A 19,293-nucleotide genomic window follows, 5' to 3' on the forward strand; every position below is an offset into this window, starting at 1 on the left:
ACGAAGCCAGGTTGGAAACAGCTCGCTGGCGTCGGCGGAAGAAGCGGCGGGTTTCGGCAGCGAGTGCGGCATGAGGGCCTCCTGGTCACCAGGGCGGATGAGGCAATCCACACCGAGCCAAGGTCTTCACCCATTTCAAGATCTCTCAGCCGAGAGTTCCGTCACCAGTCTCTGTGGGCAGAACAGCACAACAGCGAACGTCTACCGACACGTTGCCGTCACGCGTGAGGCGAGTCCGTGCACATCGGCCGGCAGTCCGTGTTCGAACCGGGCTCGCGTCGGCGAGCGCGCGAGAGCCGTCCGCCGGCGTTGGTCGAAGGGACGGGGCCGAACCCCGGGACTGGACTATCCGCCGACTCCGTAGAAGACCGACCGGAGGGAACCACCGCCGCGGGGGATGCGTCAGGCTGTCGATGTAGTGGCCAGTAGCTTGCCCATCGCCGCGAGCACGGATGGCTCGATGCGGTAGTAGACCCAGGTGCCACGCCGCTCGGAGGTGAGCAGGCCGGCCACCTTGAGCCTCTTCAGGTGGTGGGAGACGGTCGACTGGGAGACGCCGACATCGGATATGTCGCACACGCACGCCTCGCCGCTCTCGTGCGAGGCGACCGCGGAGAACAGCCGCAGCCGCACCGGATCACCCAGCGCCTTGAACATCGCGGCGGTCCGCTCAGCTTCCTCGGCCGTCAGCGGGCGCTCGGTCAGCGGCGGACAGCACGACACCACGACCCCGGAGGGGCCGGGTTCCAGCAGCGGCGGCACCTTGACGTTCGACATGCACCTATGTTGACACATGTCAAACCAGCGTGGCCAGGTGTTCGAGGTCAGCGCCCGCACAGACGAGCCGCCGGGCGGTGGGCGACGCGGCGGCGTCCCACGCCGATGCCTTGCAAGGAATTGGACCTGTGCGCTTCAAGCCACCGGTGCAGGTTCCGCCCCAACGTGCGCTGCTGGGCGAAACACACCAGGCGATGTGCGGTGAGAGTGGCACGCGGGCGTGCTCGGCCAATTCGACGGCGATCCGCACCGCGGAGTTCCCGGTCCCCACGGCCACTACGCGTTGCCCGGCGAAGGGCTCAGGTGTGCGGTACTCCGCAGCGTGCAATATCGCGCTGGTGAAGTCCTCCGCCCCCGAGGCTGCTATGTCGCGCCAAGCCGCTTGAGCGAGTTATTCGACGTTGCCGAGTCTTTCCGGTCGGGGTGCTCAAGGAGCTTGAAGATCTGGCGGCAGATCACCCGCTCAGGGATCGAGTCGCATCCGGACCATGGTGATCGTGTGCATGGCCCGGTTGAGCTGCCGGTCGCCGCTGCGGTTGAGACGGTGTCGGTTGGTCGGCTCGGACGAAGCAGGGATCGGCGAAACACCGGCGAAGGCGGCTTCCGAGTGGAATCGTCCCTGGTGGGACCATCTGACCAAGATCTGGGCGGCGGTGGTCGGTCCGACTCCGAGCAAGCCGAGAAGCTCGGGGGCCTGCTGCCGCACCAGGGCGAGGATCTCGTTCTCGAGTTCCTTGGCCTCGGCCTGCAGGACCTGGATGCGCTGGGCCGTGGACCGCATGGCTCGCACCGTCATCCGGTGCTCGAGGTCTTGGGTCGGGCGGTCGCGGAACTGAGCGCAGTAGGCGATCTGGGCGGGGGCTTGAGCTTCCGCAGCTCGGCGCGGAAGCTCATCAGGCGCAGAGACAATCAGGGCCTTGAGCCGGTTGATCGCGGCGGTGGAAGCGAGGACCGCTCCGTGACGGATGGCAAGCAGCACCCGCAGTGCCTCGCGTTCGCCACGGAGGCGGGGCTGGATCAGATGCTCGGCGGCCAGGGTCTCCTTGGCGGCCCGGACGGCGTCGAGCATGTCGGTCTTGCGGCCCCCGCGGTTGGCCGCTGGTTTTAGGCGGTAGACCTCAACGACCTGCTCGCCGGCCTGGTCCAGGAAGGCCGCGAGGCCGGCGCCGTAGATGCCGATGCCTTCCAGGGCCCAGCAGCGGCGGCCGGGAACCTGCTGGCGGGCGAAGTCCAGCAGGCGCCGGTGCTGAGCTTGTCGGCGTGGTGTCGTCAGGGTGAGTCCGGTTGCGGCGAGACATCCGTCGATGGTTTCACCGCGGTACTGGAGTTCGCGGAGGGTGCGACGCAGGACGTGCGTCAGGTGGTCGGGATCGGTGAAGGTGGCGTTGTTCTGGCCTCCTGCGCGTCGGACCAGTGACCAGACGCCTTCGATCGGGTTCAGGTCGGGTGCGTAAGGCGGTGGCTGGTAGGCGGTGATCCAGTCGTGGGTGTCGATGAAGGCCCGCAGCCGGGCGTCCCGGTGCACGTTGAGGTTGTCCCGGACGAGGACGAAGGGGGCGCCGAGTTGCCGGTGGGCGGCGGTCGGCAGGCCGCGGTAGTCGATCCGGGTGAAGCTGCGCCGGCGGCGGCGCTTGTGGTCGATGTGCCGCTTGGGCCGGAAGGCCGGGCGTGAGCGCTCGTCCTGCTTGTAGCAGGCCAGGGCGGCGATCGAGAACCGGCGCTGGGAGCGTCCCCTCACTCGGATCACGGGCGTGTGCCCGCGCTTGGCCCAGGTGCGGGAGGTGGGCAGCGTCATCGAGAAGCCGGCTTCGTCCTCGAAGAGGATGTCGCCGCCAGCACCGACGGCGCCCAAGCCCTGCTGCACCCCGGCCCCGTCGTCCACGTCGTCCGCATGCGCGGCCGCATCGCCCATCAGCCGTTGCGCGAGTTCGAACTGCTTACCCTAGTTGGTGATCAACGCCGAGTGCGTCGTCAGCCGTCGGCAGGTACAAGCCCACGTCCGGCTGACCTGGCCCGGATGACGCCGTTACCTTGGCGTCGGAGCTCGTTTATCTTTCGTCTCCTCCATCGATGGACGATGCCACGCGGGGCAGAGTCAGGCGCGGCCTTGAGCCTCCGGGCCCGTTCGGCCTCGGATCCAACTTGACATGCCCGCATCGGACGTCCTCGTCGACCGGATTGATCATCTACAGCGCTCCGGCTTCACTCACTCGCCGAACGTCTCGAACGCTAATTCGAGATAAACCTGCCGCAATAGGCGACGGGAGCGACCCCGGCCTCGACCACCACGGGCAAGGCGGCCAATCGACCCATGCTACCAATGATCGCTGTTGACGCAAGCATTCCCTGTTAGATATTATTCAACCATGACGGGAGAACTGGATGTAAGCCTCTTTGGGGGCGAGGAGTTGTCGGACCGTGACCGGGCGCGTCGACTCGTACCGAAACTCAAGGCGCTCGCCGACGAGAATCGGGTGGTTCTCACCCTGCTTCTCGCCGAGCGCCCCCGGACGGTCAAGGAGCTGGAGAAAGCCACAGGCCTGAGCCAGACGCTCATCAGCCATCACCTGCGGCCACTCCGGGAGCAGGCTCTCGTCAAGGTCATGCCTCGTGGGCGATCGAACGTTTACGCCCTCTGCTGTGAAGAGTTCGGGACTCCGGTCCGCTGGCTCGCGTCGCTCGCGGCACTGACCCCCGAGGGCGCTCAAGCCTGCTGCCTGAGCGAAGAGGAGGATCGGAACGCCGACGAGGCGTGAGATCGCCTGACACATGCGGGGCACTGCGTGCCGCTCTGCTTCCGCACCCATGCACAACCCCGCACAGCTCGCACCAACTCGGCTCGACATCCGGCACTGGCCCCTCAAGGCGGCGGTACCGATCCACCTGGTGAGTCAGGCTTCCGGGCGTCGCGGGTCACGACGCCACCGGAGCGGCGTCCCTCGCGAGCGACGACAACTTTCAGCATTTGCTGTTGACATGAATAGTTACTGTTGATATCAATGGAGCGTGCGAACCGAATCGACTTACGAAGCGCCCCAGGCCTGTCGCCTGAGCGGAGCTGAGGGGGTGCCCTCCGATGCCTGACAAGGCAATCGAGACGATCAAAACCTTCGGGACGATCACCGCTGAACTCGTCGTCCTCTTCCTGCTCGTAGCCTTCCTGGTCGCTCTGATCCAGCGGCGGATAGGCGAGAAACGACTTCAGGCGTGGATGGAGGGTGGGTCAATCGTGGCCCCCCTCAAGGGAGCCCTGCTGGGATCCGTGACCCCTTTCTGTTCCTGCTCGACCCTTCCCATGCTCATGGGAATGATCAAGGCGGGTTCCCCCTTCACGGGTGCCGCGGCCTTCCTCATCGCCTCCCCGCTGCTAAATCCGATCATCCTCGGGGTCATCTGGATCCTCTTCAGTTGGGAGATCATGCTGGGCTATGCGGCGGTTGTCCTCCCGCTGACCATCATCATCTCCTTGCTGTGGGGCAAGGCGGGCCTGGAGCGTTATGTTCGGCGCGTCAAGGTGTCCGCCGAGGGTCATGATGACTCTCCGTGGCAGGGGCTTCGTCGTGAAGTGCGTCCTGCCGCGCGCCAGTCGTGGTCGTACTTCCAGCCGCTGATGATTCCGCTCCTGATCGGCGTTAGCATCGGTGCCGTTATCTACGGAGTGGTGCCCCAGTCCTTCCTGATCTCCGTCGCCGGTGACGGCAGCATTCTCGCCGTTCCGATCGCAGCTCTCATCGGCATTCCTCTCTACATTCGCACCGAGTCGATTCTCCCGATTGGTCTTGCGCTGAGTTCGGCGGGCATGGGTCTGGGGCCTGTGTTCGCTCTGGTCATCGGTGGCGCCGGGGCGAGCATTCCGGAGTTGACCATGCTGTCGGCGATTTTCAAGCCGCGACTGGTGGCGACGTTCGTCGGCTCAGTTCTCGCCGTCGCCATCGCTGGCGGCCTGATCGTTCCCCTCTTCGCCAGCTGACCCGAGGCGTTCGCCGAGCCAGTATCTCCAGGGCATGGTCCACATGGCGCCGCTATCGCACCGCTTTGGTTGCGACCTGAAACATCGGCCGTTCCAGGCCTCCAGACAGGCCCCTCGCTGGGCGTCGTGAAATTGAAAAGGTTATAGAACATGGTGTTCACCAACTCGTTCATGGCGCCCTTGGGTACTCCTGCCCCGCGCTTCTCCCTGCCCTCCATCAACGGAAACACGGTCTCACTGGACGACTTCGCGAGCGCTCGTGCCCTGCTCGTGATTTTTCTGTCCAACCGGTGCCCATACGTGGTCCACGTGGAGAAGGAAATCGGCAGGATCGCCGAGGAATATCGCTACCAGGGCCTGGGGACCGTCGGGATCTGCGCCAGCGATACGGGAAGCCATCCTGAGGACGCTTCGGAGCACCTGGCGGAGCAGGCCCACCGAGCCGGATTCAACTTCCCCTATCTCGTGGATGATTCCCAGGAGGTAGCCAAGGCCTACCGAGCCGCCTGCACACCGGACTTCTTCCTGTACGACGCCGAGCGGCACCTGGCCTACCGCGGTGAACTCGATCGTGCGCGCCCGGGTAACGAGCAGCCCGTCGACGGGAGTTCTCTCCGTACTGCTCTCGAAAATGTACTTGCTGGACGTCTCGTTCCCGAACCGCACGCGCCCAGCGGAGGCTGCAACATCAAGTGGAAGCCCGGTAACGAACCTGTATGAGGGCGGAGGGACATGCGGTCCCGGCCGGTATCTGCTCCGACCCGCTGCTCCGATGAAGATATGCCGTCGCGGGCCTTCCCGATTTGAAACGGGAAGGCCCGCGACGGTGAAAGAGGGCGCCGGTTAATGAAGTTGAACTCGTGGAGCCATGGGGTCTGACGACTTGTCGTCCATGCGGCATCCAGGGATTCGACGTGAAGCCGTGATGTTCTGTTTCTGGTCACAGAGCCCTTTCCATCCTCGTTCTGAGCTGGTCAGATGAAGGGTGAGGATGGCCTGGACGAGGCCGGTGACGCGGGTGGTCGAGCACCGCAGTTTGCGGAGGAGCCGCCAGGACTTGAGGGTGGCGACGGCGTGCTCGACGAGGTCCCGGATCTTCGCGTGAGATCGGTTGACCGCCTTCTGGCCTGCGGAGAGGATCTCCCACCGTCCCCAGCACGGAATGCGAACCGTGCCGCCGGCACCTCGGTATTCTTTGTCGGCCCAGCACTCGATACCGACGTCCGCGAGCATGCGAATAACGCCATGTCCGCGGGCGGCCCGGACGTCGTGGACGGCACCGGGCAGAGCCGGAGAGGCCCCCAGCAGCCGACCGGACGGATCAGCCAGGATCTGCACGTTCATCCCGTGCTTCTTGTGCTTATACGGATGCGCTCTATTGATCAGAAACTCATGGGGTTCTCGTCCAGGACGTAGTGGACGTGTGGGCCGCCGAAGTAGCCGCGGACGACGCGCGGCTGACGCTGGCGTCGGCGGAAGAAGCGGCGGGTTTCGGCAGCGAGTTCGGCCTGGTTCCGGGCCCGGTGCTGCTTGGGCAGGCTGTGCTTGAAGTCCGCGTTGACCAGTTCTTCGGGGTTCAGCTCGGGCGAGTAGGCGGGAGGAAGTGCAGTTCGACGTCGTCGGGGTGGGCGGCGAGCCAGTCGCGGACCTTCTTGGAGCGGTGGGCGGAGTGCCCGCCGACGACGAGATGGACCTTGTGGTCGAAGTGGCCGGCGAGCCGGTTCAGGAAGCGGCACATCACCTCGGCGGTGAAGTGCTCGGTGAAGACCATGAAGTGCGTCCGGCCCCTGGTACTGATCGCCGACATCGCGTTCACCGAGAACCGGTTTCCGCTGCGCCGCACCACGGGCGTCTTCCCCTTCTCGCCCCAGGTGCGGCCGGTGACCTGGTCGGATCGGGTGCCGGCCTGGTCGGCGAAGAGGATCTCACCTCCTCGGCCTTCGCCTGCGCGCGGATCTGCGGCCAGATCTCCTCGCGCCAGCGCCGCAGGGCCTGCGGGTCCTGCTCGACGGCCCGCTGGTCCGGGCACTGGAAGGTCAGCCCCCACCGCTTGAGGTACTTGCCCACCCCCGGTTCGGTCAGCCGCACCAGGTACAGCTTCGCGATCAGCTCGCCCACCAGCCGTCGCGTCCACAACTGCCCGCTCAGACCAGGGTCGCGGGGCCAGTGGTCGAGGACGGCCTGCCGCACGGCGTGGCCTGCTCGGCCTCCCCGAGCACCTGGTGCACCCCGACCGGCTTGCCCCGCGGCTGCGTGACCAGCGATTCCCGGCCGCCGGCCTGCCACTTCGTCCACCAGATGTCGACCGCCTTCAGCGACACCCCGAACAGCGCCGCGACGTCCCCCACCGGATCGCTCACACACCACCAACGGCCCAGAACCCAAACTGTTTCGGGTCAATGTGAGTTGACGCCTTCCCAGAGGCCACGGCGTTCCCTGGCGGATGCGCAATCGGCGGGAGCGGCACAGCGGCGCGAACAGGCATCCGGCCGCACGCCCCTGGAGGGCTCGGTCCGAAACCGCACCGGGGGCGGTGGCGGACGACCGCCGGGATGGCGCCCGGTTCGCGCACCGGGCGCCGATGCCGCCCGTCGGCCGTGGCTCGCGGGTCGCCGGGGATGCGGAGGCTTCCGGTCTGCGGCTCATGCCGGAGTTATACGCGGCGTAGTCAGCACCGAGTCAGCACGGGAGTCGGCACCGCACTCCCGAACCACACCCGAGCAGGGCAACTCGGGCACCCTCCCGCCCGGCCTCGCCGGCGCCCTCGCGGGGCCGGCGGCCGCGCGCCCGCCCCGCGGCATGGCGGGCGCGCGCACCGCGGCGCGCGGAACTGTGGTGTCCCACCACATACGCCCGCGGCCTGCCCTTTCCTACGGTGTGGCGGCACACGAACGTCCCCGTCGAGTGTCAGGAAGTGGTGCCGATGACGTCGCCCGCAAGCGCCCCACCCGCTCCTTCCAACCTCAGGCGCGTGGTCACCGCGTCCCTGATCGGCACCACCATCGAGTGGTACGACTTCTTCCTCTACGGCTCCGCCGCCGCGCTCGTCTTCGACAAGCTGTTCTTCCCCGAGTCCGATCCGCTGGTCGGCACGCTGCTGGCCTTTGTGACGTACGCGGTCGGCTTCGTCGCCCGCCCCGTCGGCGCGCTGGTCTTCGGGCACTACGGCGACCGGCTGGGCCGCAAGAAGCTGCTGGTGATCAGCCTGCTGATGATGGGCGGCGCGACCTTCGCGATCGGGCTGCTGCCCACCCACGCCCAGCTCGGTTCCGCGGCGGCCGTCCTGCTGACCGTGCTGCGGCTGGTGCAGGGTTTCGCGCTCGGCGGCGAGTGGGGCGGTGCGGTGCTGCTGGTGTCGGAGCACGGCGACGCGCGCCGGCGCGGCTTCTGGGCGTCCTGGCCGCAGACCGGCGCTCCGGCGGGCCAGTTGCTGGCCACGGCCGTACTGGCGGTGCTGACGGCGGTGCTGTCGGAGGACGCGTTCGTCTCCTGGGGCTGGCGGGTGCCGTTCCTGCTGTCCGGGGTGCTGGTGCTGGTGGGCCTGTGGATCCGGCTGTCGGTCGACGAGTCGCCGGTCTTCAGGGCCGCGCTGGCGAAGGCCGAGGCCCGCAGGGCCGCCGAGAGCGCCGAGGCCGCGGCGGAGAAGAAGGCGGAGACCATGCCGCTGCTGGCCGTGCTGCGCCACCACTGGCGCGACGTGCTGATCGCGATGGGCGCCCGGATGGCGGAGAACATCAGTTACTACGTCATCACCGCCTTCGTCCTGGTCTACGGCACCAAGCACCTGGACATGGACAGGCAGACGGTGCTCAACGCGGTGCTGATCGCCTCCGCCGTCCACTTCGCGGCGATCCCGGGATGGGGGGCGCTGTCGGACCGGTGGGGCCGCAAGCCGGTCTACCTGCTGGGCGCCGCCGGCATCGGGCTGTGGGCGTTCCCGTTCTTCTGGCTGATCGACACCGAGTCCTTCGGCGCGGTGCTGCTGGCGGTGACGGTCGGGCTGGTCCTCCACGGCGCGATGTACGCCCCGCAGGCGGCGTTCTTCTCCGAGTTGTTCGCCACCCGGGTGCGCTACTCGGGGGCCTCGATCGGCGCGCAGTTCTCGTCGGTCGCCGCCGGCGCCCCGGCCCCGCTGATCGCCACCGCCCTGCTGGCGGACTTCGGCGGCTCGACGCCGGTGGCGCTGTACGTGATCGCCGCCGCGCTGCTCACCCTGCTCGCGGTCGGGGTGGCCAAGGAGACCCGGATGCGGGACCTGGAGCGGATCGGCGAGCCCGAGGAGCCGGGGGGCTCCGGGAGGATCCCGGCTCCGCGCGGCGGTTCGGTGTCCGCGGACGGTCTCTGACATCCGGCCGGGCAAGGCCGCCCGTCGCCCGCCGGCCGCCCCTCCGGGCGGTCAGCGGGCGACGGCGGCTGACATCCGGTACAGCCGCAGCGCGAGCTGCACCTCCAGTGCCCGCTCCGGGCACTGCCAGTCGCTCCCCAGCAGCCGTCCGACCCGCTCCAGGCGCTGGGCCACGGTGTTGACGTGGACGTGGAGCACGTCCTTGGTGCGGGCCGGGCTGGAGCCGGAGGCGAAGTACGCCTCCAGGGTGCCCACCAGATCCGTTCCGCGGCGCTCGTCGTACTCCAGGAGCGGGCCGAGGGTACGGCCGACGAAGCCGTCGACGTCCCGGCCGTCGGCCAGCAGCAGTCCGAGGAAGCCGAGGTCCCCGGCTCCCGCGCCCTCGCCGAAGCGGCCCAGCAGCCGGAGGGTGTCCAGGCAGCGGCGGGCCTCGTCGCAGGCGGCGGCCACCGCCGCCGGGTCGGCGGCGGGCGCGGGTACCGGCGGTGAGGCGCCGACGGTGACGGGGGCGTGGACGGCCGCGCCGAGCTGGGCGGCGACCTGCCGGGCCGTGCCGCCGGGGTCCCCCGGGGCCCCGTCTCCTTTGGGGCCCTCCCCACCGGCCAGCGGCAGCAGCAGGACGGTGCCGCCTTCGCGGGCGGCGGCCAGGCCGTGCCGGGTGGCGGCCAGGTGGGAGGCGGCCGACCACAGCCGCTGCCGGTCGGTGGTCTCCCGCCGCCCCGTGCCGCCGCCGGTGTCCAGGCGGGCGGCGAGGACGACGTGGGGGACGTCGAGGTCGGCGCCGAGCCGGGCGGCGCGTTCGCGCAGCAGACGGGGGTCGCGGTCGGCGGCGTCCAGCAGGTCGTCCAGGAGTTCGCCGCGCACCCGCTGCTCGGCCTCGCCCGCCGAGCGGCGGGCCAGCAGCAGCAGCGAGGTGACCATGGCGGCGCGCTCCAGGGTGCGCTGGTCGGTGGGGTCGAGTTCGCGGTGGCCGCGCAGCACCAGCGCGCCCAGCAGTTCGCCGCCCGCGGAGACGGCCGCCACCCAGGCGTCGCCGTCGCGCACCGCGTGGCCGTCGCGGCGGGAGCGCTCGACGGCCCGGGCGGGCATGCTTCCGCCTCCTTCGGGAAGCTGCGCGAACTCCACTTCCCCGTCCAGGACTTCGGAGACGGCGGCGGCCACCTCGTCCACGCCTTTGCCGCGCAGGACCAGTTCGGTGAGCCGGTCGTGGACCTCGGAGGAGCGTTCGATGGCGGCGCTGCGGTCGCGGATGATGGCGTTGGCGGCCTCCAGTTCGGCCATCGCCTCGCGGGTCTCGGCCAGCAGCCGGGCGGTGTCGATGGCGACGGCCGCGTGGGCGGCGAAGGAGGCCAGCAGCGCGACCTGCTCGCGGTCGAAGACGCGGGGGCGGCGGTCGGCCGCGAAGAGCACGCCGATCACCTCGCGGCCGAGCATCAGCGGCACCCCGAGGATCGCCACAAGGCCCTCGTCGCCGACTCCGGAGTCGATGTTGCGGGTGTGCAGGAAGCGCTCGTCGCGCATGTAGTCGTCGGTGACGTAGGGGCGGGCGGTCTGTGCGACCAGCCCGCCCAGCCCCTCCCCCATGCCCAGGCGCAGCTGCTGGAAGTGCGCGGAGACCGATCCCTCGGTGACGCGCATGTAGGTGTCGCCGGCCTCGGGGTCGTTGATGGTCATGTAGGCGACCTCGGTCCCCAGCAGGGAGCGGGCGCGCTGGACGATGGCGCGCAGCACGTCGTCCAGCTCCCGCACCCCCGCCAGGTCGTGCGCCGTGGCGAACAGCGCCGTCAGTTCCGCCTCGCGCCTGCGGCGCCCCTCCAGTTCGGAGCGAACCCGCAGGGCGAGGAGCCGGGCACGGTCCGCCGCGGGGGAGCCGTCCGGCCGCCCGGGCCGCTCGTACTCCTCGGCGGGCGCGCCTCGGGCGAGGAGTTCCAGGAACGCCAGGGGCGCGGATTCGGCGGCGGGCTCGGTGGCCGGTTCGGTTGCGGGCTCGGCCGCGTGGTGCTCGGACATGGGCACAGGGATACCTGCCGGTGGTACGGGCGCGCCAGGGTCGGTGCGCGGGCGTGTGCGCCCGGCGCGCCGGGGCGTGGGCCGGTTGCCGGGGCGCGGGTCAGTGCGCCGTCCAGCCGCCGTCCATCACCAGGGACGCGCCGGTGACGAAGGACGCCTGCGGACCGCACAGGTAGGCGACGGCCTCGGCGACCTCCTCCGGCTCGATCAGGCGCTTGACGGCGGCGTCGGCGAGCATGACCTCGGAGACCACGCGGTCGGCGGGGATGCCGTGGGCCTCGGCCTGGTCGGCGATCTGCCGCTCCACCAGCGGGGTGCGTACATAGGCGGGGTTTACGCAGTTGGAGGTGACGCCGTGGGCGGCCCCTTCCAGGGCCACGACCTTGGACAGTCCCTCCAGCCCGTGCTTGGCGCTGACGTAGGCGGACTTGTAGGCGGAGGCGCGCAGCCCGTGGACCGAGGAGATGTTGACGATCCGCCCCCAGCCCCGGCCGTACATGTGCGGCAGGGCGCCGCGCACCAGCCGGAAGGGTGCCTCCAGCATCACCGTCAGCACGGTGTGGAAGACCTCCGGCGGGAACTCCTGGACGGGACGGACCAGTTGGAGCCCGGCGTTGTTGACCAGCACATCGGTGCCGGCGGCGGCCCGCTCGGCGGCGTCGAGGTCGGTGAGGTCGAGGTGGACCGGCTCCAGGGCGCCGGGCAGGTCCTCCGCCCGTTCCGCGAGCCTTCGCAGCCCTTCGGCGTCCCGGTCCATCGCGCGGACCTCGGCGCCCGCGGCGGCCAGCCGCAGGGCGCAGGCCCTGCCGATGCCTCCGGCGGCGCCGGTGACCAGGGCGGTGCGACCGGCGAGGTCCAGCGGCACGGCGGGAGCGCCCGGGGCCGGGCCTGAGGCGGAGGCGGGAGCGGGGGACGGGGGGACGGTACGCGGGGTTCGCGGCGCGGTCATGGCCAGCACCCTAGGCAGCGGCCGCTCCCCCACCGATGTGCGTCGCACCCATACTTCACTCCCCCTCGGTGGTCTGGAACCACGTGGGTCCGTCGCTCCCCGCCCGCTCGATGCGCGTCAGCGCGAACTCCTCCAGCGGGGGCAGCTCGTCCGGACCGAACCACCCCACTTCCAGGGACTCCTCGTCGTTGACCCGCGCCCGCCCGCCCACCGCCCGGCAGCGGAAGGTCATGTCCACGAACTGGCAGACGTCGCCGTTGGGGTAGCGGACCGGGGCCAGCGTCTGCACCAGTACCAGCCGCTCGGGCACGGCCCGCACCGCGGTCTCCTCGTACACCTCGCGCACCACGGCGTCGGCCGGCTGCTCGCCGGGCTCGGGGATGCCTCCGATGATCGACCAGTGGCCGGTGTCGGCCCGCCGCACGAGCAGGACGCGGCCCTCGTCGTCTAGGACGACGGCGCTGGTACCGGGCAGGAAGAGCAGCCGTCGTCCCACGTCGGCGCGCAGGTCGCGGATGAAGTCGGGAGTCGCCATGCCGTGAGCCTACGGACCCGCCGACGCCTGGCGCGGGCGACCGTGCGGATCCGGGGCGGACGCGTTCTCGCCGGGGCGTATCCCGGTGTCGGTCCCAGGGGCTACGGTGTGCTCCACGTCACGGCCCGCGGTGTGCGCCCGGAGGATCTCCGGGCCCGGCGCGGCGGCCGTTTGTCTCGGGGGGTCGCAGACGATGGCTTCACCGGCGCTCGGATCACTGTCCGCCGCACCGGAGCGAAGCGGCGTGCCGGATGCCGCCGGCGCCGCGTTACTGGGCTGCTGCGCCGGCTGGGCGCTGCTGTGCGCGGCCGGGCGGGACGCCCGGCCGGAGGGGGTGCTGCTGGCGGTGCTGGCGGTGGCCGCCGGATACGCCTGCGGGCGGATCGGGGGTTCCCTGCTGCCGGCCGCCGCGCCGGCCGGGGCGGCGCTGGCCGGGCTGGGCTCGCTCCTTGCGTCTCCCGCCCTCCCGCTGCCGGATCCGTCGGCCACCGGGCCGGCCGGGCGGGCGGGCGCCGAGGCCGCGCTGGCGGTGCTGGCGGCGGGCGCGGCGTGCTGCGCCGCGTGGGCGGCGAGAAGCGCGCGGCCGCGGCGGCTGCTGCACTCGCTGGCCCTGGCGGTCGCGGCGGCGGCGCTGGCCACCGGCTCGCCCGCCGGGTGCGCCGCGGCGCTCGGGGTGCTGCTGTGCTCTCAGGTCGCGGGCCGGGTGCGCCGCAGACTCCCGGCACTGGCCGCGCTGGCGGCGGTGGCCGCGGCCGTGGCGGGCGCCGTCTGGGCGGTGGCCGGCGGCACGGGGCCGCAGGCGCTGGAGAAGCCGCTCCGGGAGACACTCACCTCACAGCGGATCGTGCTGTGGCGGGAGGCCGCGGTGCTCGCGGCGGAGCATCCGGTGCGCGGCGCGGGGCCCGACCGGTTCGGCGCCCTGAACCGGGCCGTCGACCAGGGCGCCGCCCCGGACGGCAAGCCGCACTCGGCGCCGCTGCAGACGGCGGCCGAACAGGGGGTGCCCGGTGTGCTGCTGATGGGCGCGGCCTTCGGCTGGGTGCTGCTCGCGCTGTACCGGTCACCGCGCCCGACACCGGTGGTGCTGACGGCGGGCGTGGCGCTCACGGGCCTGGCCGCGGTGGCGAGCGTGGGCAACGCCCTGAGCTTCAGCCAGGTCACCATGGGCGCGGGGCTGCTGGTGGGGCTGGCGACCGCCGGGGAGCGCTGGGACGTCCCGTAGGAGGACCGGGTGGTGGGCCGGGGGCATGAGGGGCACGGTGGGGCGGGTGGGTGGCGGACGTTCGGCCGCCCGGCTCGGCCGCCCCGCTCAGCCGGTCCGTACGGCGCGCTCCACCACCAGCAGCCGCCCCTCGGCGTAGCCGCGCGCGGAGCCGGACAGCTCGGTGGGCCTGCCGCTGTGGAGGACGGTCAGGGCGCCGGTGGAGGGCGCCTTCGGGTCCGGTTCCGCCCCGATGCGCCGCAGCGCCTGGGCGGCGACCGCGGCGGCCGAGCCGTACAGCACCGGCTCGGGGGCCAGTGGGGAGCGGACGGCGGCGCGGATGCGCTCGGCGACCAGTTCGTAGTGGGTGCAGCCCAGCACGACGGACCGCACCGCGCGCGGGGTGAGGGCGGCGGCCGCGGCGACGGCCGCGGCGACGGCGGCCTCGTCCCCCTTCTCCACGGCGTCTGCCAGCCCGTGGCAGGGCACCTCGGTGATCTCGGTGCCGTTGCCGAACCGGTCGATGAGGCGGCGCTGGTAGGGACTGCCGGTGGTGGCGGGGGTGGCCCAGACGGCCAGGGGGCCGCCCTCGGCCGCGGCCGGCTTGACGGCCGGCACCGTGCCGACGACCGGCACCGCCGGCTCCAGTTCGGCGCGCAGCACCTCCAGGGCGTGCACGGAGGCGGTGTTGCAGGCGACGACGAGCGCGTCGGGCCCGTACGCGGCGGCCGCCCGCGCACAGCCCAGGGCGCGGGCGGTGATGTCGTCGGCCGTCCGCGGCCCCCAGGGCATTCCGTCGGGGTCGGAGGACAGGACGAGATCGGCGTCGGGTCTCGCACGCCGTACCGCGGCCGCGGCGGCCAGCAACCCGATCCCGGAGTCCACAAGCGCGATTCTCACGGGTCACAGCGTACGGGCACGGGCGGGCGCGGCGCCCACCGGACGGCCCGGCCGGCCCGCGCGGGAGGCCGCCGGGGGTTCACTTGCGGCCGGGTGTCCACCGCATGCCCCAGCCGTAGGCCTGGTCCACCGTCCGCTGCGGGCTCGTCCCGCGCTCGGGCACCAGGAAGCGCGACTCCCGCCGGACGACGAGGTCGCCTCCGTGGTTGGTGATCAGCGCCAGGGCGCAGACGGTGGAGGGGAGGTCGCACTCGTCGAGGGAGAAGCCGACGGGCGCGCCGTGCTGGGGTGTGAGCGTCACCGTGGCGTTGAGGCCTGCGAAGCTGCGGGCGCCCTCGTAGATCGTGACGAAGATCAGGATCCGTCGGATCCTCTCCTTGTGGTCGAGGTTGATCGTGAGGTTCTCACCGGTCTCCACGGCGCCGGTGCGGTCGTCGCCGTCGAGGTGGACGTACGGCGGCCGGTGCAGCGCGCCGAAGGCGTTGCCGAGTGCCTGGACGACTCCCTTGGTGCCGTCGGTGAGCTCGTACAGGGCGCACAGGTCCAGGTCGAGGCCGGCCTGGGGCGCCAGGGCCCGGCTCAGTCTGCTCCCCCAGCCCCCGGGCTGCCTGCGGGTGCGCCAGTCGAGGTTGACGCGCATCGCGCCGGAGGTGCCGCCCTGTTTGGCCAGGGAGACCGTGGGTGCCTCCTTGGTCAGGGTGACCTTGCTCAGCCGCACCGGCTGAGGCACCGACGGCGGCGAGGGGGCGGCTGCGGGGGCCGGCGGCCGTGACGCGGCGGCGGGGGCCGCCTGCGTCCGCGGCTCGTCGACGGTGATCCCGAAGTCGGTGGCGAGGCCGGCCAGTCCGCTGCCGTACCCCTGCCCGACGGCCCGGAACTTCCAGGCGCCCTGCCTGCGGTAGAGCTCGCCGAGCACGAAGGCGGTCTCGACCGTGGCGTCCCGGCTGTCGAACCGGGCGAGTTCGGCCCCGCCGCCCGCGTCGAGCACCCGTACGCACAGCCCCGGCACCCGGCCGAAGTCCCCGCCGTCCGCGGAGGCGGCCACCACGATCCTCTCGACGGCGGGCTCGACGCGGACGAGGTCCACGGCGAGGGTGTCGGTCACGGCGCCGCCCGCTGCGCGCTTGCCCTCGTGGCGCACGGCGCCCGAAGCGTGGTGCGCCTGGTTGTAGAAGACGAGGTCGTCGTCCGAGCGGACCCTGCCCGATGAGGCCAGAAGCAGCGCCGAGGCGTCCACGTCCGGCACTCCGGGGCCGGCGCGCCACCCCACCTCGACCCTGACCGAGTCCGCGGGGACCGGGACGTTGGCGCCTTTGAGCATCGTCATGCTTCCCTCTTCCGTGCCCGGGCCTCCGCGCCCGCCTTGCTCCGCCGGTCTCCCGGCCCCCATGGAGGCGGGATGACCGCATTTCTTCGCCTTTGGCCGCAGCCGCGGCCGATGACCGCGCAGAGCCCGTCAAATGACCTTCTTTTCGCTCTCCCCAACCAGCACATCGTGGGCTTAACTTATGAGTATGACGTCCCCCCGCAGCACCTATGGCGGTGGCTACTACAGCGCGCCGTCCTTCGCTGACACCCCGATCTACGACAGCCTGGTCGCCGAGCGGGGCACCCCTCAGATCGCGCCCATACGCGTTCCGGCGTCCCCGTACGAGACCTCGGACCACCTGCCCGCCCTCCCGGCCGCGCTGCCCGCGCTGCCGTCGGGGCCCTCCTACCAGCCGCAGCCGGCGCGGGGTTACCCGGCCCCGGCGTACCAGCAGCCCGCACCGGTGCAGCAGCCCGCGCCGCTGCAGCAGGCGCCCGCGCCGTACATCCCGCAGCAGGCGCCCGCGCCGCGCGGCGGGTACGGCTACCCGCAGCAGCCGCAGCCCCAGCAGATGCGCCCTGTCGCGGCCCGCCCGGCGCCCGCCCAGAGCGCGTACCCCGGCTCCTACGACGAGCCCTACGGCCACTCGTACCAGGGGCGTGGTTACTGACCCGCCGACTGTCCGACCCGGGTGGCAGGATGGGCTCATGACCACGTCCACGCTGGCCGCGCTCAACCTCTACCCGGTGAAGTCGTTCGCGGGCGTCGGCACCGCCCGTGCCGTCGTGGAGCCATGGGGGCTGTCGGGGGACCGGCGCTGGATGGCGGCCGGTCCCGACGGCGCACCGCTCACCCAGCGCGGGCACCCGAGCCTCGCGAAGGCCGCCGCCGAGCCACTGCCCGGCGGCGGCCTTCGGCTGTCCGCCCCCGGGATGCCGCCGCTGACCGTCGAGGTGCCCGACCCGGCCTCGGGCACCGACGTGTTCGAGGTGTGGAACACCAAGGTCGAGGCGGTGCCCGCGTCCGGCGAGGCGCACGGCTGGCTGACGGAGTATCTGGGGACACAGGCGAGGCTGGTCCACATGGACGCGCCCGGGCACCGGCGCCCGGTCACCTCCTCGCACGGCCGCCCGGGTGAGACGGTGAGCCTCGCCGACGCGTTCCCGGTGCTGCTCACCACGGTGTCGTCGCTGGACGCCCTCAACCTGCTGATAGAGCAGGGGGACCATCCGGACGAGGGTCCGCTGCCGATGGACCGCTTCCGGCCCAACGTGGTCGTCGAGGGCACCGCGCCCTGGTCCGAGGACGGCTGGCGCCGCATCCGGATCGGCGAGGTGTCATTCCGGGTGGCCAAGCCCTGCGGCCGCTGCGTGGTGACCACGACCGACCAGGCCACGGCCGAGCGGGGCAAGGAGCCGCTGCGCACCCTGGCCAGGCACCGCCGCTTCGGCGACCGGCTGCTGTTCGGGCAGCTCCTCGTCCCCGAGAACCCCGGCACCCTGCACACGGGCGACCCTTTCGAAGTCCTGGACTGACCGGGCACGGGCGGCACGACGGGGCGGGACGGGGCCCCGCGTCCGCGAGGTCCCCGCCGGGCGCCGTTCGTCCTGCTCGCCGTCAAGCAGGCCGTGCGGCCCCGCCGTGCCACCCTGGCCGTCCCGGGAGAGGAGCGCCGCTCCACGCCCCGCTCCCGGGTGCGCACCGCCCGAGCGCGGGCGGCTCCTCCCGGCGCCGGCGGCCACGGGGCGATCGGCCCGGGCAGGGCCCGGACGCCGCCGGGCGGCCGGGAGCCTTTCCGAAGGCGTCCCCATGGAACGGAACACGGAGGGCTCCGCCGCACCGGTCCGCCCGCGGGCGGCCGAACGGCGAAGGCGCAGCGCCACGTTAGACAACGGGGGGTTGCGGAAACGTTGCGCCCGGGCGTCACGGGACGCCCGGGCCCCGCGGAGGGGCGATCCCGCAGGCCTCCCGCAGAGCCCGCAGCCGGGCGCCGGGCACCGCCCTGGCAGCCGGGGGCAGCGCACCGACCAGGGCCTCCCAGACCTCCAGGTCCTCCTCCCCCCAGGGGGTGCGCACCCAGGTGTCCAGCAGTTCCGGGTCCCGGCGGACGATCAGCGCCCTCCGCAGCCGGTCCTCCAGCATCCGCCGTATCCGCGCCACCCCGGGCGCCTCGGACAGCGGCAGCAGCGGACCGCGGTAGGCGGCCAGCGCGGTGGGCAGGTCGCCGGTGTCCAGCGCCTCGGCGACCGTGTCGCAGTCTGTGCGCATCCGGGCGGTCAGCCGGTACGGGCGGGAGGCCAGCAGCGGGCCCAGCATCCCGCGCAGCCGGGAGAGTTCGGCGCGCAGGGTGACGGGGCTGACGTCGCGTTCGCCGTACAGCTCCAGGGCGAGCCGGCCGCCGGAGAGCCCGTCGGGGTGGGAGGCGAGCAGCAGCACGATCTCGCTGTGCCGCGCCCCCAGCCGTACCGGGGCCTCGGACCGGCCGGTGTGGAGCAGGGCGCCGTCGCGGCCGAGGACCTCCAGCAGGCGGACCGGAGCGGCGGCCGGGAGGAGGGAGGCGAGCTGGGCCTCGGCGGCCCGGGCGGTGGCCTGGACGAGGGCGAGGCTGTGCGGTGAGGCGAGGTGGTCGCCGCCGGTGATGTCCACGGCGCCCAGCACCCGGCGGGTGCGCGGGTCGTGTACGGGGGCCGCCGCGCAGGTCCAGGGCTGGACGGGGCGGCAGTAGTGCTCGGCGGCGAAGATCTGCACCGGGTGTCCCAGCGCGAGCGCGGTGCCGGGGGCGTTGGTCCCGGCGTGGGGCTCGGACCAGCGGGCGCCGGGGACGAAGTTCATCCGCTCCGCGCGCCGTCTGACGTCCGCGTGGCCCTCCACCCACAGCATCCGGCCCTGCTCGTCGCAGACCGACAGCAGGTGGGCGCCGTCCTCGGCGATGCCGCCCAGCAGTTCCCGGAACAGCGGCATGACCCGGCCCAGGGGGTGCTCCCGGCGGTGGGCGGCCAGGTCGTCGTCGTCGAGGTCCACGGAGGCCGTGTGGTCCACCGCGACCGACGCCCTGGCCGAACGCCGCCAGGAGTCGGCTATCAGACCGCGCACGGGTGCGCCGACCGCTCCCCCGGCCAGGAACGCCTCGTGGGCGCGGCGAACGGCTCCGGCCCGTTCGGCCGGGTCCGCGCCCGTCTCCAGCGCCAGCCACTGTCTGAACACGCCGCCATCGTGCTGCCGGGGGGGGCGCCGCGGCAACCGGACGGCGGGGCGCGGAGTGTCGCGTGCGGAGGCTCGCCACGGCGCGCGGCCCCG

Annotated in this window: 19 protein-coding genes and 2 pseudogenes; 7 read left to right on the plus strand and 14 right to left on the minus strand. The window is 72.1% G+C overall.

Annotated elements, in window-relative coordinates; genetic code table 11:
- Positions 1 to 402: 402 nt before the first annotated feature.
- The 4 genes and pseudogenes from IQ279_RS17075 to IQ279_RS17090 all read right to left on the minus strand — a co-directional run.
- On the minus strand, positions 403 to 777 hold the full coding sequence (locus IQ279_RS17075) for an ArsR/SmtB family transcription factor (RefSeq protein WP_206349419.1): 375 nt from the start codon (positions 775 to 777) through the stop codon (positions 403 to 405).
- Positions 778 to 796: 19 nt separating this feature from the next.
- On the minus strand, positions 797 to 1,105 hold the full coding sequence (locus IQ279_RS17080; protein WP_241028277.1) for a hypothetical protein: 309 nt from the start codon (positions 1,103 to 1,105) through the stop codon (positions 797 to 799).
- 135 nt (positions 1,106 to 1,240) lie between these two features.
- A complete protein-coding gene (locus IQ279_RS17085; RefSeq protein WP_241028285.1) occupies positions 1,241 to 2,050 on the minus strand; it encodes a transposase in 810 nt (269 codons plus the stop codon).
- Positions 2,024 to 2,610 (minus strand): annotated as a pseudogene (locus IQ279_RS17090) (transposase); the annotation flags it as partial. The gene IQ279_RS17085 and the pseudogene IQ279_RS17090, both read right to left, overlap by 27 nt.
- A 533-nt stretch (positions 2,611 to 3,143) precedes the next feature.
- On the opposite strand from IQ279_RS17090, the gene IQ279_RS17095 reads away from it, so the two are divergent.
- The 3 genes from IQ279_RS17095 (at position 3,144) to IQ279_RS17105 (ending at position 5,467) form a co-directional block, all read left to right on the plus strand.
- Complete coding sequence (locus IQ279_RS17095) at positions 3,144 to 3,533, plus strand: ArsR/SmtB family transcription factor (protein ID WP_206349420.1); 390 nt, start codon at positions 3,144 to 3,146, stop codon at positions 3,531 to 3,533.
- Positions 3,534 to 3,853: 320 nt separating this feature from the next.
- The gene (locus IQ279_RS17100; RefSeq protein ID WP_206349421.1) at positions 3,854 to 4,747 is read left to right on the plus strand and encodes a permease; all 894 of its coding nucleotides are present in this window, start codon (positions 3,854 to 3,856) and stop codon (positions 4,745 to 4,747) included.
- A 150-nt stretch (positions 4,748 to 4,897) separates the two neighbouring features.
- Entirely contained in the window at positions 4,898 to 5,467 is a 570-nt protein-coding gene (locus tag IQ279_RS17105; RefSeq protein ID WP_206349422.1) for a thioredoxin family protein, read from the plus strand.
- A gap of 243 nt (positions 5,468 to 5,710) precedes the next feature.
- Here IQ279_RS17105 and IQ279_RS17110 read toward each other — a convergent pair.
- The 4 genes and pseudogenes from IQ279_RS17110 to IQ279_RS28940 form a co-directional block, all read right to left on the minus strand.
- Positions 5,711 to 6,109 (minus strand): annotated as a pseudogene (locus IQ279_RS17110) (transposase family protein); the annotation flags it as partial.
- Between the two features lie 214 nt (positions 6,110 to 6,323).
- The gene (locus IQ279_RS28930; RefSeq protein ID WP_307792411.1) at positions 6,324 to 6,671 is read right to left on the minus strand and encodes a transposase; all 348 of its coding nucleotides are present in this window, start codon (positions 6,669 to 6,671) and stop codon (positions 6,324 to 6,326) included.
- On the minus strand, positions 6,560 to 6,937 hold the full coding sequence (locus IQ279_RS28935) for a helix-turn-helix domain-containing protein (protein ID WP_307792401.1): 378 nt from the start codon (positions 6,935 to 6,937) through the stop codon (positions 6,560 to 6,562). The genes IQ279_RS28930 and IQ279_RS28935 overlap by 112 nt, the downstream gene beginning before the upstream one ends.
- A complete protein-coding gene (locus tag IQ279_RS28940; RefSeq protein ID WP_307792402.1) occupies positions 6,892 to 7,107 on the minus strand; it encodes a helix-turn-helix domain-containing protein in 216 nt (71 codons plus the stop codon). The genes IQ279_RS28935 and IQ279_RS28940 overlap by 46 nt, the downstream gene beginning before the upstream one ends.
- 563 nt (positions 7,108 to 7,670) lie before the next feature.
- Here IQ279_RS28940 and IQ279_RS17120 point away from each other — a divergent pair.
- Positions 7,671 to 9,092 carry an MFS transporter gene (locus tag IQ279_RS17120; RefSeq protein WP_206349423.1) on the plus strand — a complete coding sequence of 474 codons (1,422 nt, stop codon included), beginning with the start codon at positions 7,671 to 7,673 and terminating at the stop codon, positions 9,090 to 9,092.
- 51 nt (positions 9,093 to 9,143) lie between these two features.
- Here the strand turns inward: IQ279_RS17120 and IQ279_RS17125 are convergent, their stop codons facing one another.
- The 3 genes from IQ279_RS17125 to IQ279_RS17135 all read right to left on the minus strand — a co-directional run bounded on the left by IQ279_RS17125 (position 9,144) and on the right by IQ279_RS17135 (position 12,586).
- Entirely contained in the window at positions 9,144 to 11,102 is a 1,959-nt protein-coding gene (locus IQ279_RS17125) for a helix-turn-helix domain-containing protein (protein WP_206349424.1), read from the minus strand.
- Positions 11,103 to 11,202: 100 nt separating this feature from the next.
- Positions 11,203 to 12,051, minus strand: coding sequence for a 3-hydroxybutyrate dehydrogenase (locus tag IQ279_RS17130; RefSeq protein ID WP_206349425.1), 849 nt, complete (start codon positions 12,049 to 12,051; stop codon positions 11,203 to 11,205).
- A 55-nt stretch (positions 12,052 to 12,106) separates the two neighbouring features.
- A complete protein-coding gene (locus tag IQ279_RS17135) occupies positions 12,107 to 12,586 on the minus strand; it encodes an NUDIX hydrolase (RefSeq protein ID WP_206349426.1) in 480 nt (159 codons plus the stop codon).
- 244 nt (positions 12,587 to 12,830) lie between these two features.
- Between IQ279_RS17135 and IQ279_RS17140 the strand changes: the two genes are divergently transcribed.
- Positions 12,831 to 13,808: an O-antigen ligase family protein gene (locus tag IQ279_RS17140; protein WP_307792403.1), complete on the plus strand. Its 978-nt coding sequence runs from the start codon at positions 12,831 to 12,833 to the stop codon at positions 13,806 to 13,808.
- An 87-nt stretch (positions 13,809 to 13,895) separates the two neighbouring features.
- Here the strand turns inward: IQ279_RS17140 and IQ279_RS17145 are convergent, their stop codons facing one another.
- Complete coding sequence (locus IQ279_RS17145) at positions 13,896 to 14,687, minus strand: glutamate racemase (protein ID WP_206349428.1); 792 nt, start codon at positions 14,685 to 14,687, stop codon at positions 13,896 to 13,898.
- A gap of 79 nt (positions 14,688 to 14,766) precedes the next feature.
- The gene (locus IQ279_RS17150; RefSeq protein ID WP_206349531.1) at positions 14,767 to 16,008 is read right to left on the minus strand and encodes a TerD family protein; all 1,242 of its coding nucleotides are present in this window, start codon (positions 16,006 to 16,008) and stop codon (positions 14,767 to 14,769) included.
- Positions 16,009 to 16,201: 193 nt separating this feature from the next.
- Between IQ279_RS17150 and IQ279_RS17155 the strand changes: the two genes are divergently transcribed.
- Together IQ279_RS17155 and IQ279_RS17160 are read left to right on the plus strand one after the other, a co-directional pair.
- Positions 16,202 to 16,666 carry a DUF6643 family protein gene (locus tag IQ279_RS17155; protein WP_206349429.1) on the plus strand — a complete coding sequence of 155 codons (465 nt, stop codon included), beginning with the start codon at positions 16,202 to 16,204 and terminating at the stop codon, positions 16,664 to 16,666.
- Positions 16,667 to 16,703: 37 nt separating this feature from the next.
- Complete coding sequence (locus IQ279_RS17160) at positions 16,704 to 17,531, plus strand: MOSC domain-containing protein (protein ID WP_206349430.1); 828 nt, start codon at positions 16,704 to 16,706, stop codon at positions 17,529 to 17,531.
- A gap of 388 nt (positions 17,532 to 17,919) precedes the next feature.
- Here the strand turns inward: IQ279_RS17160 and IQ279_RS17165 are convergent, their stop codons facing one another.
- Entirely contained in the window at positions 17,920 to 19,200 is a 1,281-nt protein-coding gene (locus IQ279_RS17165) for a helix-turn-helix domain-containing protein (RefSeq protein ID WP_206349431.1), read from the minus strand.
- Between the last annotated feature and the right edge of the window lie 93 nt (positions 19,201 to 19,293).

This window comes from Streptomyces verrucosisporus, from assembly GCF_017114865.1.
Lineage (GTDB): Bacteria > Actinomycetota > Actinomycetes > Streptomycetales > Streptomycetaceae > Streptomyces > Streptomyces fenghuangensis.